Genomic DNA, 16,617 nt, shown 5'->3' with positions numbered 1-16,617 from the left:
CGAGGCCGCAGCCGCCGCCGAACGGCAGGCCGCCGTACGCCAGGCGGAGCGGTGACCGCGCCCGTACGGTGAAGAAGGGCGTCTGCGGAGGTGGACATGTCTAAGCACGAGAGCACCGAGGTCCGTGAACTCATGCGGGCCGCGGTGACAGGCCATGACGCGACCGCCATGCGCGAGGCCGTGGGACGGCTGTTCGGACCCGGCCCGGCGGCACTCTCGCCGGAGGCGGAGTACGAGGTGCGCCACCCCGACTACGTGATGGAGATGCCGCAGTCCGGTGAGCGGATCCGGGGCCGCGAGGCGATGCGGCGGATGCAGGAGGAGTACCCGGCTCCGCCGACGATCCAGGTGCACCGGGTGACCGGCTCAGGGCCGGTGTGGGTGCTGGAGGGCGTCAACGACTACGGAGGCGAGATCTGGTACGTGGTCGCGGTCCTCGAACTCGACCAGGAGGGCCGGATCCTGCACGACACCCGGTACTATGGGCGGCCCTTTCCGCCGGAACCAACACGCGCCGCGCTCGTCGAGCCTATGGACTGAACTCCGGGCCCGGCACGACCGCGCGCGAGGCCGCGGCCGCCGGCCACCTGCCGCCATCAGTCCCCGCGCACGCCGCGCTGCTGACCCCGCCCGCCCGCGCCCGTACCGACCGCGCAGCCACCCCACCCCCAACGGCGCGACAGCGGCGGGCGGCGCCTCCCCGGCACCGGAACGGCAAAAGCCCAGCCGGACGACGGCGTACGACCCCTCCACGACACGGAAGCGAGGCGAGTCGGCGGTCGGCCGGCGTCAAGACGGCTGGACGGCGGGCCGGGGTGGGCGGGCAACGGTCGTCGGGCCGCTCCCGCGCTGCGGCTGACGTCTCGTTGCCTGGCCGCCGCACTCACCGCGAAACCGACACGGCGGACTCGCGGCCCTGCGCGTCGGGCTGTGGTGGCGATCCCGCGCGGCGTGCGAACGGAGCGCGGGACCGCCAAGCCCTGCTGTCCTGTCGAGCCGGGCAAGTGGACCGTACGGACGCAGGGCAGGAACGCGCACGTCCAGTGGCGCAGGCGGGTGATGATGCCGGCTTGTTCACCCCGGTGTCCGCGCCGGCTTCCCCCCTTTTTTGAGCCGTGCCTTCGGTCAGCGAAGCATGTCGGGCTGGGCGACGAAATGGGCGAGGTCCTCAGCAGCGCCGCCGGGCAGGTCGGCTGCTTCTGCCTCCGGCAGGGCCGCGATCACGGAGCGCAACTGCGTGCGGAGGTGCGGGTACAGGTCCCAGGCCGAAGCGGGGACATTCACCACGGCAAGCAGCAGATCACCGTCGTAGAAGTAGGCGTCAAGCAGCGGTTCCTCGCGCAGCAAGCGCACGGCGAGCGGAAGAACGTAGGGCAGTGCCACCTGTTGAGAGACGAGGGTGCGCAGATCCGCTGGCCCCAGTTCGCCCAGCGGGACCTGCCGCAACTCATGCACCTTGCGCATCAAACGGGTCGCGTCCAGGCCAGGAGGTGCCCAGCGAGGTGGGTCCAGCTCATCGAGCGTGCGGTCCAGGTGCAGCAGAAGGTCCATGGGGCTCATTGTGGTGGGGCCACCACGAGTGATCAGGGGGGGTCTGGCCGCTGGTGCGTCCCTTGCTGGGGGATGGACAGAAGAAACGACGTCTTAGACGGTGTCCTATGTGGCGATCGCTCGTTGGCCTGCGTATGGGGCGGGGTACGTGGAGTTGGATTGTTCCGGACGGGCTGTGGGAGATCGCGAAGCCGCTGATCCCGCCGTCGAAGGTGCGGCCACAGGGCGGCGGAACGCCGGACACGCCTGATGAGACGCTGTTCGCGGCGATCATCTACGTGCTGGTCAGCGGTTGCGCCTGGCGGGCTCTGCCGCCGTGTTTCGGGATATCGAAGTCGACCGCGCACCGCCGGTTCCTGATCTGGTCGCGTGCCGGGGTGTGGGGCCGGCTGCACGAGGCCGTCCTGCACAAGCTCGACGACGCAGGGCTCATCGACGTCTCGCGCGTGGTCCTCGACTCCGCTCACGTGCGGGCTAAAAAGGGGGGGGAACTCACAGGTCCGAGCCCCGTGGACCGGGGCAAGCCGGGTTCCAAGATGCACGTCCTGTCGGACGCGAACGGACTGCCCCTGGTCGTCGGCGTCTCGGCCGCCAACACCCACGACAGCGAAGCACTGAAGCCCATGGTCGAGGGTCACCAAAGGAGACACGACCCCCAGCGCGGTCGCCACCTCAAGCCTCAGCGCCTGCATGCCGACAAGGCGTACGACATCCCGCAGCTGCGTAAATGGTTACGAGGCAAGCGCATCGGCGTGCGCATCGCCCGCAAAGGCATCGAGTCCAGCGAACGGCTGGGCCGCCGCAGCTGGGTGATCGAGCGGACGATCTCGTGGCTGTCCGGCTACCGCCGACTCAGCCCCCGCTACGAACGCCATTCCCGCAACTACCTGGCCTTTCTCGGCCTCGCCGCAGCCCTGTGCTGCTACAAGCGACTGCTCCGCCTCACCACATAGGACACCGTCTAAGCCCGAGATGGCCGCGAAGAAGGTGCCCGGGCAGGTCGCCAAGGAACCGCTGCACCGGCTCGTCCAAACGCGCCGAAGGGACGACAACCGGAAGGCCGCGGTCAAGCAGTGCAAGCGGTACTGGGGCGACAACTACAGCCAGGGCGCGACCCGCGAGTGTGACGAGTATCCCTTCGCCACCACCTACGAGGGCGCCGCGCAGCCCGACTACGACCCCGACGCCAAGAAGTTCAACTTCTCCGTCAAGCCGGTCGACAAGGCGGACAACGGCGCCGCAGGAAGCCTGCTCCTCGGCTTTTACGCCAAGAACCGCCTGAATACGGGCTCGAGGACGGGTTTCTGGTCCAGGTCACCTCCTGAACCGGAGCGGGCGGCGGCCCGGATGGCCGCTGCCCCAGTCCCGCGTCAGGGCAACCGGGGCCAGAACTGGACCAAGTACCGCTCCACCCCGTCGGCGGTATCCGTTTCCTCGGATTGCCGCTCGGCTTCCTCGCGGCCGGCACAGCTGACCCGCACCCACCACGACCCACCACCATCGGCAAGGTGAATCACGCTGTCCGTGCGGCCTAGGCTCATCGACCACAACGCCACTTGCCCGCCGGTGGAGTCGAAGTCGACCTCCGCTTGCTCATCCCACACCGTGTCCGACGGGTCGGGCGCCGGCCTGTCCCATACGTCGACCGTGACCGCGGCAGTATGGGTGTGGCCGGCACTGTAGATGTCGACGCGGCCGGGATGAGCGCTCAAGAAGGTACCGAAGGCAAAATCATCGGGGTACGGAACCGGAAGCACGGCGTCGTCGGACTCCTGGAAGCTGAAGCTATGAAAGCCCACGTCAGCATCCAGATGCTGCCGATTGATCAGATGCGCCACATCCGCTCCTTCACATGCCGGCGGTCATCGCTGTCGATCGTAGGTCGGTGAGTAGCGGTGGGGGCCGGTTTCAGCCGGTCCACGGGTGGGTCGCGCCACCATCCGCCGCACCGTGGTCCCGAGCGTCGAATGAACATCGAGCAACGGTAATGACCAGCAGCGGGTACCGGATGAGTGATGGCAATCTGCGGCACTTCGCATAGCGGTGAGGGGGGAGAGGCGTATGCGCCTCTCCCCCCTCACCGCTATGCGAAGTGCCTCGTAATCGACCAGAAAGGCCAGATCTTAATACTCTTCGTAGACGCCAGGGTCATCCCACTCAACACACGCGGGCCGCTTCCCACCTGAAATCACGAACTCCTTGACGGCTTGGCGTACCTTCTCGATGGGGATTTCCGAGAAGAGTGGGAAGTCGTGGACCGAGTCGACACACGTGTAGTACACGGGCCCTCGGCCAAGTTCGGGATTGCCGACGGATACTACGTGACCTACCGGCTCGCAGTTAGCATCCATCGAGGACAGAACTCCCGCCTCCCTGTCCTTACGTACGCCTGCGATGAGCTCGTGATCGGGCCATCCGTCGGGCGTGTCCGGTCGGTCCAGCGAGAAGAACTGGACCGCATGGATGTCCTCTGCCAGGAGGACGTTGAACATGTCATCGACGTCTTCGAGGGTAGTGAGAATTCGCGGATTCTCGAAGTGCTCGGGCTGGTATATTGCTCTGATTCCGCGCATTGCCACGTCTAGCTCTTTCTCTTCGGGCGCCCGTTGCCATAGGTGTGCGACTGGTAGCCGCCCTTTCCGTCCGGCCAGTGTACCTTGAGCGTCTTGTTTCCCAGCACTGCATTGAGAACGTCGTTACAACCCAGTGGCAGCATGCACGGCCCCGTCGGGTAATTGATGACGATCTCGGCACTATCGATCCCCTGCTCCCACATGAGGGCGGCGAACTTCACCTCCACATGGTCCGCATTGCCGCTCTTGCCTTTAAGGCCCTTCTTCTGGAGCCTCTCGTTGACAAGGTCGATCAGCCTTAGGTCCTCTGCTGGCCGACCACTCACCATTTCGTGGGAGATACCTTCACCGTCAATGAAGCGTCCCAGGGTCGGGTCACCCTTTTTCCATTCGGGGAGACCGTGACCTATGGCCTTCGGGTCGAACTCGAAACAGTTGTGGACGAGGACCGGTGTGGTGCCGGCCAGTACGTAGTAAGTGTGGACCCCGAAGACCGACAGGTTGTACGTAGTCGTACGAAGGGAATATGGCCGGTTCTTCTCGACAGTGACGTGCTCAGCACCGTCTGGGGTGCGGAGTGTCATGCCCTTGCGGAGATCTGCGGCCCTAACCCAGGTCTTCTCGGACGGGGACCAGAAGAGGTGCTCGTAGGTCGGGTTCAGCTTCTCAGGGCCGCTGGGGGTGCTGACCGTAAGTTCACTGAACCACTTGTCATCCTTGGTGATGATCTGTCGGGCGACCGGTTGCGGACTGGTTACGCCAGTGGCGGGGTCGGTGGCGAGGACCCGGTCACCGGGCCGGATTTCCTCAATGTTCTTGGTGCTGCCTCCCGCCATGAGCACCTTGGTGCCGGGGAGAAAGCAGGCGGGGCAGTTCGGCTTCCGGAGGCGGACTTTCTCCGCGAGCTCTCCGAGCTTTTCAAGCTTGCGGAACTTGAGGAGTTTCCCTGCGGGAATGACCTCGGCGAGCGCGAGAGTGCACTTCTTGAACTGCGGGTCGTCGAGGCAGTCGAGGATGCCATTGATGCCCGTCAACTCCAGGGCCAGGTCCTTCAGGAAGCCCGGGACCTGGGGCGGCTCGATGATCGCCTTGTCACCGTTCCTCTTGACGCACTGGAGGAAGGCGTAGTCGCCCCTTTCGGTGAGGGGCTGATAGCAGGTGCGGCTCCGTCGGTCTTCCTCTTCCTGCTGCTTCCGCTCGAGTTCCGCCTCGGCCTGGCGCTTGGCTTCCTCGAGCTCTGCCTTCAGCAGCTGCTCGGTCTTGGTCCAGGCGGCCTTCTCGTCGGCTGCCGCAGCCTCCGAGCTCTTACCGGCCCGCTCGGCGCTTTCGCGGGCCTCGTCTGCGGCTTTCCGGGCCTTGGCTGCGGAGTCTCGGGCGTAGTTGGCGGAGAACTGAGCCCGGAAGGCGGAGGCTTCGGCGTTGTCGGCGTCGCGGTTGGCGTCGGCGGCTGCCTTGCGGGCGGTGGCGGCGGACTTGGCAGCCTGGACTGCTGAGGTCTCAGCGGCACTGGCGGACTTGTCGGCATCGGCAGCGTATATGGCCGCCTGCGCCTCTGACTTCTTGGCCTCCGTTGCGGCGTTGTTGGCCTCGGTTACTGCCTTGGCTGCGTTGGCGGCAGCAGCGGCGGCCCGCCATGAATTGGTGCGGGCATCGGCGGCGGTGCGGGCGGCTTGGGCGATGAGCTGGGAGGTCTGGGCGATGTGGGCGGTGGTCAGCTGGTCTTTGCTGTCGGCCTGGTACTGCCCGTACTCGATGAACTCGTGTAGTTCGTCCGCCGGGCCCGTCAAGGCGATGCGTGCAGCAGCCTGGACTTCCGGGCCGCCGCTGGAAAGGAGCTGGCCGGCACGGACGCGTTCGTCGGTGTTACGCGCGGTGTACTGGTCCGCCAGCAAGAATGCCGCGAGCTTCTTGGGGTCATTCTCCTGGAGCAGCGCCTTGGAGGCTTCCTTCACTCCGGGCCCACCAGTGCTGTGCACTTGGCCGACCTTGATCCGGTACTCCGTGACCGCGACCTGGTGCTGGCCCTGACGCAGGAAGGTGTCGACGTCCTTGTTGCTGCCCTTGAGTGCCTGGACGGCCGCGTCGCGCACGACTTGGTAGGGGCTGTCGGAGGCGAGCTGTTCTACCTGGAAGCGAGTGTCACGGGCAGCGGCTTCGTCGCGCCCGGTGCGCAGGTAGACCAGAATGGCCGTGTCATCGCCAGCGAGGGCGGCCCCAGCGGCTTCCTGAGTCCAGGGGCCATGGTCGCCGTTCTTCATCGCTTTGACGGCCAGGGCGCGGCCCTTGGCCACGAGTTCCTTGGGGTCGGCGCCGGGCTTGGCGGCCTCGGCCGCGAGCTGGCTGGCCTCGCCGTCCAGCGAGTAGGTCTGCTGGAGGACCTCGGCGATCTTGGCGTTGAGCGCCTCGCGGTTCTTCCTGCGTGCCTCAGCCTCCTCTACGCCGGCAGCCGTACGGTCGGCGAGTTCCTCGGCCTCGGCGTCACGGGCGAGTGCGAAGACCTGCTGAGCAGTAACGACGGCCTTTTCGGCGGTGTCAGCGGCGTTCTTCGCCCCGGTGGCGTGCTTCGCGGACTGCGCTGCAGCCTTGCTGGCGTCGCCGGCATGGGCAGCGGCCTCATCTGCAGCATCCGCGGCGTTGCGGGCGTGCTGCGCTGCGGAGCGGGCATTGTCCCGTGCGGCGTAGGCCGCGGCGGCTGATTTACGCGCCAGGTTGCTGGAGGCAGTGGCGGCACGGTCGGCCTCGTTGGCGTGCCGGCGAGCGCGGGCCGCCGCTTCCTTGGCCTCATCAGCCTTGGCACCGGCCTGGCTGGCCCATGTACCCGCGTCGGCCGCGGCATCAGCGGCGGCGTTGGCATTGCCGGCCGCGCTGCGGGCGGCAACGGCGGCACTGTCGGCTGCCTCGGAGGCCTTCCCGGCCTGCTCAGCAGCGGCGGCTGACTGGGTGGCGAGATCGGCGGCCTTGCGAGCCTCGGCCGCCAGCTTGCGCGCGGCATCCGCCTTGCTTGCATCCGTAGCGGCGTCAGCGGCGGCGCCGAGAGCGCGCGAGGCGGCATTAGCGGCCTTCGTCGCCGCAGACGCGGCTGCGGCCGCGGCACCGGCCGCTATGCGGGCGGCGGAATTGGCGGCACGGGCCGCGCCGATGGCGTTACGGGCTTCCGCCGCCGCGCCACGGGCAGCCTCGGCGGCACGCGCGGCCGCGTTGGCGGCGCGGACGGAATCCTTGCCTGCTGCCTTGGTCTCCGCCGCCGCGACCTCCGCAGCCTTCTTGGCCAGCTCGGAGGCCACCTTGGCCTGCTGGGCGGACTCGACGGCCCTGTCGGTCTCTTGCTTGGCCAGACGGCCGGCCTGTTCCGCCTGCTTGGCCAACTGTGTGATGGTGGCATGCTCTCCATCGCGGGCGCGGGCGGTGAACTGCCCGGTGGCCAGGAATTCGGCCACATCCTGCGGAGTGCCCTTCAGGGCGAGCTTGGCGGCGGCCTTGGTGGCCGGCCCGCCCACGCTCATGATCTGCCCGACCTCGACCCGCTGGTCGGTTTCGCGTTCTTGGTACTGGCCCTCGTCCAGAAACTTCTGCACGTCTGCAGGGGAGCCCTGAAGGGCGGCCTTAGCCGCGTCCTTCACACCGTTGCCGCCGGTGCTCATGATCTGTCCGACGCGTACCCGGTTGTCCTGCTCCTGCGGCTGCTGCCAGCCGTTGATCAGGAATTCCTCGAGGTCGTCCTGAGTGCCGGACAGAGCCCTTCTGGCTGCCTCACGCACGCCTGTGCCGCCGACGCTGGCCATCCGACCAGCGGCGACCCGCTCATCGTGGTACTGAGCCAAGCCCTCTTCCGTCTTGAGGAAGGTGAGAATGTCCTCGTCGGACCCGGTCAAGGCGGCCTCCGCGGCCTCCTTCACCCCCGGGCCGCCTTCCCGCCACGCCTTGACTACGTAGCTACGGTCCCACTGGTCCACCTGGTCGACGGCGACATCGTCGGCCGCGGCAGGATTGACACCTGCTCCGACAGCCAGAACAGACGTCGCCAGAGCGATGGCCCCGAGCCGGCGGCTCCAGGAAGCCACTCCGGATATGCGACCATCTGCACCTTTCCGCGCGAAAGGTGACCTGCGGTCAGATCGTTGCTTCATCATTCCCCCTGCGTGGCCCCGCAAGGAGTTCGCACTGCTCCTGGGTGCAGGCGTCAGCGTGCATGCAGACCGAAGGAGCGAGCTTTTGACGGAGCATCACGCACTGGTTGTAGCGGTCGACACGCCTTCGGTCATGGAGGCGGCACACTGACCCTACATGATCTTCTTACAAGACCTTTACTGATAGCTTGCTCTGGCTTCGCATCATGCAGGCGAAGTATGACCATAGTGCAGAACGTGAAGGTTTAAACCTTGATATCTCGATCGATGAAGGCAGGGCTGGCCGGGGGACTCGGCCTGCTTGCTCTGGGGGCGACGGTCACTGGCTTGGCTGCGGCGAATGCCTCGGCGGCACCTGGGGACGCTCAGGCGGCCGCTGCAGAGAACATTCCCTACGCGGTAGAGGACTTCACCCACCCCGGCGCGGAGAAGATCCTGCACGACCGCAAGATCGTGCTGAAGCGGGGCGACGGCCGGATCATGCTCAAGCCGGATGATGGAGTCGGCGGCCTTTCCGGCTGCAGTGAAGCCCGGGATATCTGGGTGGAATCCCGCGTTGACAAGGCGCGGGGCTACTGCTTCGTCGCCACTGGAACCACCGGCTACCTGGCGATGGAAATTCCGGACTCCTTCCTACTGTGGACCCAGGACCGCGCGGTACGGGCCACGGTCACGGCCGACGGCGAGAAGGCGATCTACGAGGCCGGGAAGGACCAGGTCACCGCGATCGGTGAGGCAGATGACAAGGGCGGCGAGAAGCGCTCGGTCCTCGTCGAGTTGCGCATCACCGGCTGACGTCCAACTCGTAGTCGCCTCCCGTCTCACAGCAAGGAAGATCCGTACCGTGTCCCGCACACGCACTCGTCCCGCCGTGCTCGCCGTACTCCTGGCTGCTGCCGCCAGTTCCACCGTGCTGACCGGCACCCCAGCCACGGCCGCCACCGGTCCTGACTCCCCCGCCAGCACCCAGGCATCCGTCGCCCGCCTCCACATTGGCGAGGGCGACACCACCCGTTCCTGCTCCGGTGCCCTGGTCGACGGCCAGTGGGTACTGACCGCTGCGGCCTGCTTCGCTGCAGATTCCGTCAACCCGACGCAAATCGCTCCGGGCCAGCCCGCCCTCAAGACCACCGCCACCGTCGGCCGAAGCTCCCTGACCGGAACTGGCGGACACACTGCCGATGTCGTCGAGCTCGTCCCGTCTCCCAGCCGCAACCTGGTCATGGCTCGCCTGGCGACACCAGCCGCCGGTATGGCGCCCCTCGGACTGGCCGCATCCCCCGCAGGCGAGGGCGACACCCTGCAGGCGATCGGGTTCGGCCGCACCAAGACCGAATGGGTTCCCGGCGCCGCCCACACCGCGTCGATGAAGGTCGGCGCCCTTTCCGAGACCGAACTCACACTGGCCGGGACCACTGAAAACGACGCCCTCTGCAAGGGCGACACCGGTGCTCCACTGCTGCGGGAGGCTGAGGGGCGCCTCGAACTGGTGGCTATGGCCACCCGGTCACGCCAGGGCGGCTGTCTGGGAGAGACCGAGACCCGCACCGACGCCATCGCCACGCGCACGGACAACGTGGCCGACTGGGTCGCCACCACCGTGGGGCGGTCGTGGTCTCAGATGATGACTGCCGCCGACTTCAACGGTGACGGTAGGGCCGACCTGCTGACGATCGACGCGGCCGACGACTACCTGTATGCCCAGCCGGGGGATGGCAAGGGCAAGTTCGGCAAACGCGTCAAGGTCAGCGAGGGCAAGTGGGCCGGCATGCGTCTGCTGGCCGCTACAGACTTCACCGGTGACGGCAAGGCCGACATCCTCGCCGCCAACACCAACGGCAGCATCTACCTCTACCCGGGCAACGGTAAGAACGGCGTCACAGGATCCTCCGTCGCCGGAAGCGGGTGGGGCGGGATACGCCTGCTCGCGGCCGCCGACTTCAACGGCGACAGCAAGGGCGACCTGATCGCCATCCACACCAACGGCAACCTCTTCTTCTACGCGGGCAACGGCAAGAACTTCGCCTCAGGGGCCGTGTCCAGCTCCGGCTGGTCGAACATGCGTCTGCTCGTCGCCGGAGACTTCAACGGTGATGCCAAGGGAGACATCTACGCCGTCCACAACACCGGCGCCCTGTACATGTACGCCGGCAAGGGAGACGGCACCTTCCACGGTGCGAAGAAGACCGGCGATGGCTGGCAGAACATGCGCCTGGTCTCTGGCGCCGACTTCAACGGTGACAAGAAGGGCGACCTGATCGCCATCCACACCAGCGGAGCCATCTACGCCTACCCCGGCAACGGCACCGGCGGCTTCAGCACACCTATCGTCACTCCGGGCCCGGTCCACTACGTAGATCTGATCCGCAACGGCACCTTCACCACCAGCGTCGACGGCTGGTGGGTCACCGAGCGCGCCTCGATCAGCCATGCCGAAGGCGCATTGCTCGCCACTGTCGAGGCCGACGCTGCCTCCTCGTGGGAAGCCATCGCCGGACAAAGCGACTTCCTCCTACGCAAGGGCGCCACGTACACCCTCACCTTTGATGCCAAGGCATCGGCCGCCGCGCAGATGAGGGCCATCGTCCAACTCAGCGGGGAACCGTACACCTCCACGCTGGACCAGGTTGTGGACCTCGGCACCGGCTTGAAGCGTTACAGCTACACCTTCACCTCGACTGTCGACACCACGGCCGGCTCGCTGAACTTCGAGATTGGCGGCAACCCCATCAAAACCGCCATCACCCTCGACAACGTCTCCCTTACCACGACGAGCTGAGACCCGTAACCCGATCACGTATGCTGCCCGCGGCCGTACGGTGGCCCCGCGGCACTATCGACCCGCTCCACTGTTTGCCGGCTACCGCGTCGAAGAGGTGCTGGTACCGGATTCTCTGCCCGGAAGAAGCAGATGGACTGGGAACAGTTACAATGCTCCCTCGGGCACGTCGACGAGTACGCCTCTACTACCAGTGCAGATATCGGGGTGGCCGTGCGCCGGTGCCGATGCTGTAACCGGTACCGGGGCAGCAGTTGTCCGAGGGCGGCCCGGCGAGGTCGGGCCGCCCCGCGGAAGAAGCGGCTGGCGAAGTCGTGGAGCTGGTCGGCCAGGCGCCAGTCGGGGCCGCCGACAATGATGCAGGAGTCCTTCGTCACCAGGCGGTCGACTTCCATTTCGAGGTCCCCGTCGGCGGGCCGCCCCGGGACCGTTCCTGCGCACGTATCTGGCCAGCATCTCCAGGCAGTCCCGGAACACCGCATCCGGGGCTATGGAGTCCACACCCAAGTGGGTCACCTCAAGCAGCCAGTACTACGCTTCGCGACGTTCCCCATTCTGCTTGCGCCGCCCCGCGCCACCCCCTTCCAATGAAGTGCGCAGGCACCGCCTCGGCGAGCTGCTGGACAGTTCGGCCGGCGGACACGGTCCGGCGCTGCAGCGCCTCGCAGGAGAGCCGCCCTTCCTGCCACACGCCCAGCTCACCGTCCAGGACAGGCCGTGCGGCATCTGGCCCGTGGCGGCCACAAGATCGGGGAAGTTCCGCTGGATCGGCTGCCACGGCGGGACTGCAGCAGACCGGACCACCCGGCGGGCCGGGGTGAACAGCCACGTGTACCTTCGCCAGGGCGACCTGGACGGTGCCGTGGCCGCGTGGGGCGAATTCCTCGACTGCGCCGAAGGCGTCCAGTCCGTGAAAATCACCGACGCGCTGACCGACCTCCGCATACGGCTATCCCCCTACAGCAAGGCCCCCGGCGTGGCAGAACTGGACGGACGAGCCGCAGCACTGCTGTGACATCACAGCAGCCCGAACATGCCTGTGCGGTGAGGTGACCGGCGGCCGCGAGGCGAGCTCGGGCTGGGCCGAGGAGGAGAAGGAGGCCGTCGACCGGCTCCGCGCGCGGTGCTTGGAGCTGTCCGTGGAGGTCAGCCGCCATCCCTTCTGGGAAAAGGTCGAGACGGAGAAGGTCGCCATGGCTCGCTCGGAACTGAAGCAGGCCACACGAGCGGCGGCCCTGGCCAGCCACCTCGGCTGGACACCGTCGCCTCGGGCAGCGAGCCCTTCTCGGTTTCCGCCGTCTCCTGGTAGACGGCGCGCTACCGTGACGAGCCCGCCCTTCACGGAGGTCAGATGCGTGCGAAGCCGGTCGGCCGATACGTCTACTGGTCGGAGAGGCTCGTCAACGAGGTCATCGAGGACAACGGGATCCAGCTCGCCCCCCGGGTACAGCCGACGTTCAAGCTCGGCTTGGCCGGAAGCGGTATCGATGTCAGCGGAGCCAACCGGCAGAGGACCCGCTTCGAGGTCGCCGAGAAGCTGAAGAAGAAGCTCGGCCGTCGGCTCGCCGAGCACGGAGCCCCCGGGCCGGTACAGATGGTCCGCGGCCGGGGGTGGGTGGAGGTGGCGGAGTTCCAGCGGTGGGGCGCACGGCCAGAGCACAGTTTGCGTCAGAGGACCGCCGTCCTCCACACCCAGACGCGCAGCCCGCAGGGGCTCCGAGCCGACCTGTGTCTCTTCGGCGGCCTGAAGAACCTCCAGGGCTACAGCGTCCCTGACGAGCCGGTCGGCGGATGGATCTCGTCTACTGCCCCGGCCATCGAGGAACTGGTCGCCAGCCACGGCGTCGGCACGAGCTGGACCGAAGCGTACGACGCTGAAGAGCTCGCCGTGGAGGCGCTGCGTCTCGCTCTGGGCCAGGGCAACTACGCCTCACCCTGACGAGCACCGCGGGCGGCCCGAAACCCGCGCGTTCACCGTGCTCGGGTTCGAGGCTTGCGAGTACGTCGTCCGTGTCTACAGGGATGTGACCCTCACCCCTAGCCGATGGAGCTTCCGGACCGAACCGGATCTGGACGGTGCCCAGCGGATCCTGATCGGCGCGCCGCTGTGGATGCGCACCGTCCGACCTGAGTCGATCCGTACCTACTTCGGCCCCAACCGCATCGTGCTCCCCACCCCGGACAATCCGCATCCGCTGCACCAGTGACCGCCGGATCTACTTACCCCCCGGTACCCGGCTGTCAGAGCGTCACAGGGTCGATGGCTGATGGGACCGGCGGCGGATGCTGATCTCGACCGTGTGCGGGGCGGTGATGGAGGGCCTCCAGTCCGTGAAGATCACCGACGCGCTGTCCGACCTGTGCGTGCGGCTCCCCCGCTACAGCAAGGCCCCAGCGTGGCCGAACTGGACGGACGGGCGCCAGCGCTGCTGTGACATCAGATCGCGTGCGGGTTGGGGGCCGGTGCAGCGCTCATGACCCCACTCTATGGAGGGCACGGCGCGCGCCGACGGCTGGTCACCGCCCCGCCCGGCGTGGGCCGGGGACCACCGGCGGGAGCATGGAGCGCGCTGGCGTCCGGGGCCCGGTGACTGAGGGCGTGTGGGCTCGTTGGCTGGGCATGACCACGCGCTACGCGATCACCGCCCTGGCCGCCACCGCTGCTGTGCTGGGGGCGGGAGTCGTCACAGCCGCACCGGCTGCCGGCCGGTGGTGTCGGCGACTTCCTCTCTCCCGCCTTCGGTACCCTGTGTGCCAACCACAACAATGGTGCCCACGCGGCGGAAGTCACCAGCCATGGCACGGGCACGGCAGGCGGTAACGTTGCCGGCCTGCCTGTCGGCAACGCACTCAACGAGTGCGGCGGCGCCGACTGGAGGCAAATGGCGGCCTCGGACCTCGGAGTGGTTGGTGTGGCAAACCCCCCAGTGAGCTACTTCGCCTTAACGCTCCAGCGGGGCAGTGACCTTGATGGAGCGGAACTAGCCAATAGCTGATGACCTCGCGGCAGTCCCTTGCCGGCCGCCTACGGCCAGGGCCTGTGCCAATCGGCCCGGGCCTTTGTCGTACCCCGGTTCCGGAGCGCGAAGCCCCCTGGCGACACGACAGCCGCCGGGCGGCCTTCGCGTCACCGCCGGCCGCGCCGGAACGCTCGACAGGGTGACAACGTCTTCGTCGGTGCGAGTGGCAGCCGTCAGAATCGGAGGTCGGCGGCTTCGGCTCGGGACTCCCTGACGACGGTTGAGAAGAAGATGGTTTCCGTCGGCGGCAGGGGCACGGCAAAGCCCTGGCTGACGATGAAGCACGTACCGTTGTTCTCCTGCTTCGCCACGAGGTACAGGGCCCCGTCGCTCCCCCAAAGGAGCGCCCCCACGTACGGCTCATGTCGGAAGTCGCCGTCCCAGTGCACCTTGCTGCCCGCGCGCCGGAGGGCGTCCAGAGCACCGCCAGCCCACTCGAGGCGCTCCTTGCGCTCGCCGATGAGGTACTCGGCGTCGTACGGATCGGCAAGGGCGCCCGCGGCCGTCGCGGGGAACACGTAGCTGGTCAGCGGTGTCATGCCCTCGAAGCGGTCGATGGGCGGGACGCACAGGACGTGCCAGTCGCGGGTGCTCATGACGAGACCTTAGCCGCGCTCGCCCGCCCTGCACGGCGGGATCGGCGAGTACGAAGTCCTTCGGGCTGAGGCTTCGCGACCCTCCAACGGAAGGCGGGGGCATGCCGAATGCGGGGTACCGGGAGTGTCGGCGGCCTGGTCGGTGGCCTTACGACTACGGTTTGCGGATGGATTGGTGGACTCTCGGCTTCGCTGCCATCGCAGCGGTTGCTTCCACTGTCGTGGCCCGTTGGGGCTGGGTCGATCGCCCTCAGCACGGGTGGAATGTCCGCAGGACACGCGACGCCGGGATGGACGAGCAGACCGAAAAGGGCGCAACCTACAAAAGGCTGAAGATGACCTTCGCCGTACGCGCAGTAGGGACTGCCGTCGTGCACAACGTGGAGGTCAGGGTTCCCGGAACCCTGGGCGTTCAGCCAGAGCCCGACTCGACCATGTTCCAGGCGTACATGGGCGCTGGTTCGGAGCCCATCGTCTTCGATGTCTGGCTTCCGGATAAGACGGAGTCGAAAGTCTACGTCGAGATCTTTTGGACCCGCCTGCGTCCGTATAGGGAGTGCGGGGAGCGTGTTGAGGTCGAGTCCTTGGACTGGCAAGAGTGGCGGTGGAACTGGAGGTGCGTCTGCCTACGTCGCACGCCCGGAGGGAAGTGGTGGACAACCCGCCCGGTACGGACGTCGGGCGACTGGGTGCCCATGGGCGGGAGGGAACGCGCCGAGATCCCCCGGTGATCATCGGATTTCGACAGCAAGAGTCGTCCCAGCAGTTCCCCGTGGTGCCGCCGTGGGGAGCAGAGCTGAACGCCGGGCCCGCCCAGGCGTGCCCCTCGGCTGAGCGGCGTCGTTGAACGCCGCATGACGACTCCTTCAGCGACCGGCCGTGCCGCCTGCCGGTCCGTGGTTCTCGCCCTGACGATCGCGCTGACCGCCGCGGCGGCCGCCACCCCGGCGGCCGGTGCGACGTACGTCGACAAGCGGGCCAACATGTGCGTGGCGAAGGCGGGCGGCGGGTGCGGTACGGGGATCGTGGTGAAGTACTGGTACCCCGCCGGTGCAGCCAGCCAGCGGGGCGTGGGCTGGGTGTACGCCTCGAAGTCCCCGGTGAACAAGAAGACGACGTACCGCGCCCGCTGGACGTACAAGGCCCCGGGCAAGCCGGTCAAGGCCGCCTCCGGGTGGAAGCGGGCGGTGTCCAAGGGGGACTTCGTGGAAACGCACTGGGGACGCGACGGGCACACCGGCCCGCAGGTCCCCAAGGGCACGAAGGTGTGCATCCAGTTCAAGGGCCACCGGCCACAGGCCTGCGTGACCCTCGCCTGACCCCTGATGTGCGGCCATGCGCGCCGGTGCCCCGCTCCAGAGCGCGGATGCGGGGCACGTGGCGGGCGTGACAAGGCACGCACCAGCGAGGGTAGTCGCGGTGGGCGGTTACGGTGCCGGCTCGTAGGTGACCGTGGCGCCCGGGCAGCGAGCGGCCGCGGTGGCCAGGGCCTGGCGCTCGGCGTCGTCCAGCCTGAGCTGCCAGCGCAGTTTGGTGGCGGTCCAGTCGGCGACGTACGCGCAGTGCTGGCCAGCGGCCGGCGGCATCCACTGGGCCGGGTCCTGGTCCGCCTTCGACCGGTTGGTCTTCGCCGTGACGGCGATCAGGGAGCGCTCGGCGTCCAGGTCGTTGGCGTACGCCTGGCGCCGCGCTGGCGTCCAGCCGCTGGCCCCAGAGTCCCACGCCTCGGCGAGCGGTCGGGAGCTGCGCGCCATGGCGCGGTGCCACGGCGCCCCGCAGCCACAGCCGTCACAGAGGTCACGAAATTGACCGGATGTGGCAAGCGCGCGTAACAGTGCACTCCTCATCTCTCGAACCGTTGTCGGTGGTTCTCGCTACCGTTGACGTTGGCCGCCGTGCGTCGGCCTGACTCCGAGCCAGGTCCCTTCCCACGCCGGGGGGGAACCGGCGACCGAGGACAAGGGGCTGCGC

Annotated in this window: 14 protein-coding genes and 2 pseudogenes; 10 read left to right on the top strand and 6 right to left on the bottom strand. The window is 67.6% G+C overall.

Annotated features, from left to right (window positions below; translation table 11 throughout):
- Positions 1-96: 96 nt before the first annotated feature.
- Positions 97-540, top strand: a complete 444-nt coding sequence (locus tag AB0J57_RS32515; RefSeq protein WP_366131977.1) for a nuclear transport factor 2 family protein — start codon at positions 97-99, stop codon at positions 538-540.
- A 585-nt stretch (positions 541-1,125) separates the two neighbouring features.
- Here AB0J57_RS32515 and AB0J57_RS32510 read toward each other — a convergent pair.
- The gene (locus AB0J57_RS32510; protein ID WP_366131976.1) at positions 1,126-1,551 is read right to left on the bottom strand and encodes a contact-dependent growth inhibition system immunity protein; all 426 of its coding nucleotides are present in this window, start codon (positions 1,549-1,551) and stop codon (positions 1,126-1,128) included.
- Between the two features lie 134 nt (positions 1,552-1,685).
- On the opposite strand from AB0J57_RS32510, the gene AB0J57_RS32505 reads away from it, so the two are divergent.
- Together AB0J57_RS32505 and AB0J57_RS32500 are read left to right on the top strand one after the other, a co-directional pair.
- On the top strand, positions 1,686-2,504 hold the full coding sequence (locus tag AB0J57_RS32505) for an IS5 family transposase (protein WP_366132001.1): 819 nt from the start codon (positions 1,686-1,688) through the stop codon (positions 2,502-2,504).
- A 19-nt stretch (positions 2,505-2,523) separates the two neighbouring features.
- Positions 2,524-2,790: pseudogene (locus AB0J57_RS32500) on the top strand (hypothetical protein); the annotation flags it as partial.
- 131 nt (positions 2,791-2,921) lie between these two features.
- On the opposite strand, the gene AB0J57_RS32495 reads toward AB0J57_RS32500, so the two are convergent.
- From AB0J57_RS32495 to AB0J57_RS32485, 3 genes are all read right to left on the bottom strand, one after another.
- Positions 2,922-3,389, bottom strand: a complete 468-nt coding sequence (locus AB0J57_RS32495) for a hypothetical protein (protein WP_366131975.1) — start codon at positions 3,387-3,389, stop codon at positions 2,922-2,924.
- 285 nt (positions 3,390-3,674) lie between these two features.
- The gene (locus AB0J57_RS32490; protein WP_366132000.1) at positions 3,675-4,124 is read right to left on the bottom strand and encodes an Imm1 family immunity protein; all 450 of its coding nucleotides are present in this window, start codon (positions 4,122-4,124) and stop codon (positions 3,675-3,677) included.
- Positions 4,125-4,132: 8 nt separating this feature from the next.
- Positions 4,133-8,185 carry a DddA-like double-stranded DNA deaminase toxin gene (locus tag AB0J57_RS32485; RefSeq protein WP_366131974.1) on the bottom strand — a complete coding sequence of 1,351 codons (4,053 nt, stop codon included), beginning with the start codon at positions 8,183-8,185 and terminating at the stop codon, positions 4,133-4,135.
- A 333-nt stretch (positions 8,186-8,518) separates the two neighbouring features.
- Here AB0J57_RS32485 and AB0J57_RS32480 point away from each other — a divergent pair, with 333 nt between their 5' ends.
- The 5 genes from AB0J57_RS32480 (at position 8,519) to AB0J57_RS32460 (ending at position 13,237) form a co-directional block, all read left to right on the top strand.
- Complete coding sequence (locus AB0J57_RS32480) at positions 8,519-9,046, top strand: hypothetical protein (RefSeq protein WP_366131973.1); 528 nt, start codon at positions 8,519-8,521, stop codon at positions 9,044-9,046.
- A 49-nt stretch (positions 9,047-9,095) separates the two neighbouring features.
- The gene (locus AB0J57_RS32475; protein ID WP_366131972.1) at positions 9,096-11,030 is read left to right on the top strand and encodes an FG-GAP-like repeat-containing protein; all 1,935 of its coding nucleotides are present in this window, start codon (positions 9,096-9,098) and stop codon (positions 11,028-11,030) included.
- 592 nt (positions 11,031-11,622) lie between these two features.
- Positions 11,623-12,045: a hypothetical protein gene (locus tag AB0J57_RS32470; protein ID WP_366131971.1), complete on the top strand. Its 423-nt coding sequence runs from the start codon at positions 11,623-11,625 to the stop codon at positions 12,043-12,045.
- 336 nt (positions 12,046-12,381) lie between these two features.
- Positions 12,382-12,969, top strand: a complete 588-nt coding sequence (locus AB0J57_RS32465) for a hypothetical protein (protein ID WP_366131970.1) — start codon at positions 12,382-12,384, stop codon at positions 12,967-12,969.
- An 85-nt stretch (positions 12,970-13,054) separates the two neighbouring features.
- On the top strand, positions 13,055-13,237 hold the full coding sequence (locus tag AB0J57_RS32460; RefSeq protein ID WP_366131969.1) for a hypothetical protein: 183 nt from the start codon (positions 13,055-13,057) through the stop codon (positions 13,235-13,237).
- Positions 13,238-14,223: 986 nt separating this feature from the next.
- Here AB0J57_RS32460 and AB0J57_RS32455 read toward each other — a convergent pair.
- The gene (locus AB0J57_RS32455; protein WP_366131968.1) at positions 14,224-14,646 is read right to left on the bottom strand and encodes a hypothetical protein; all 423 of its coding nucleotides are present in this window, start codon (positions 14,644-14,646) and stop codon (positions 14,224-14,226) included.
- Between the two features lie 290 nt (positions 14,647-14,936).
- Between AB0J57_RS32455 and AB0J57_RS32450 the strand changes: the two genes are divergently transcribed.
- Positions 14,937-15,377, top strand: a complete 441-nt coding sequence (locus AB0J57_RS32450) for a hypothetical protein (protein WP_366131967.1) — start codon at positions 14,937-14,939, stop codon at positions 15,375-15,377.
- A 123-nt stretch (positions 15,378-15,500) separates the two neighbouring features.
- Entirely contained in the window at positions 15,501-15,965 is a 465-nt protein-coding gene (locus AB0J57_RS32445; RefSeq protein ID WP_366131965.1) for a hypothetical protein, read from the top strand.
- Positions 15,966-16,073: 108 nt separating this feature from the next.
- Here the strand turns inward: AB0J57_RS32445 and AB0J57_RS32440 are convergent.
- A pseudogene (locus AB0J57_RS32440) lies at positions 16,074-16,382 on the bottom strand (DUF1524 domain-containing protein); the annotation flags it as partial.
- Between the last annotated feature and the right edge of the window lie 235 nt (positions 16,383-16,617).

It is taken from the genome of Streptomyces sp. NPDC049837 (assembly GCF_040674455.1).
In the GTDB taxonomy this organism is placed as follows: domain Bacteria; phylum Actinomycetota; class Actinomycetes; order Streptomycetales; family Streptomycetaceae; genus Streptomyces.
This window is presented reverse-complemented; position numbering and strand designations above follow the sequence as displayed.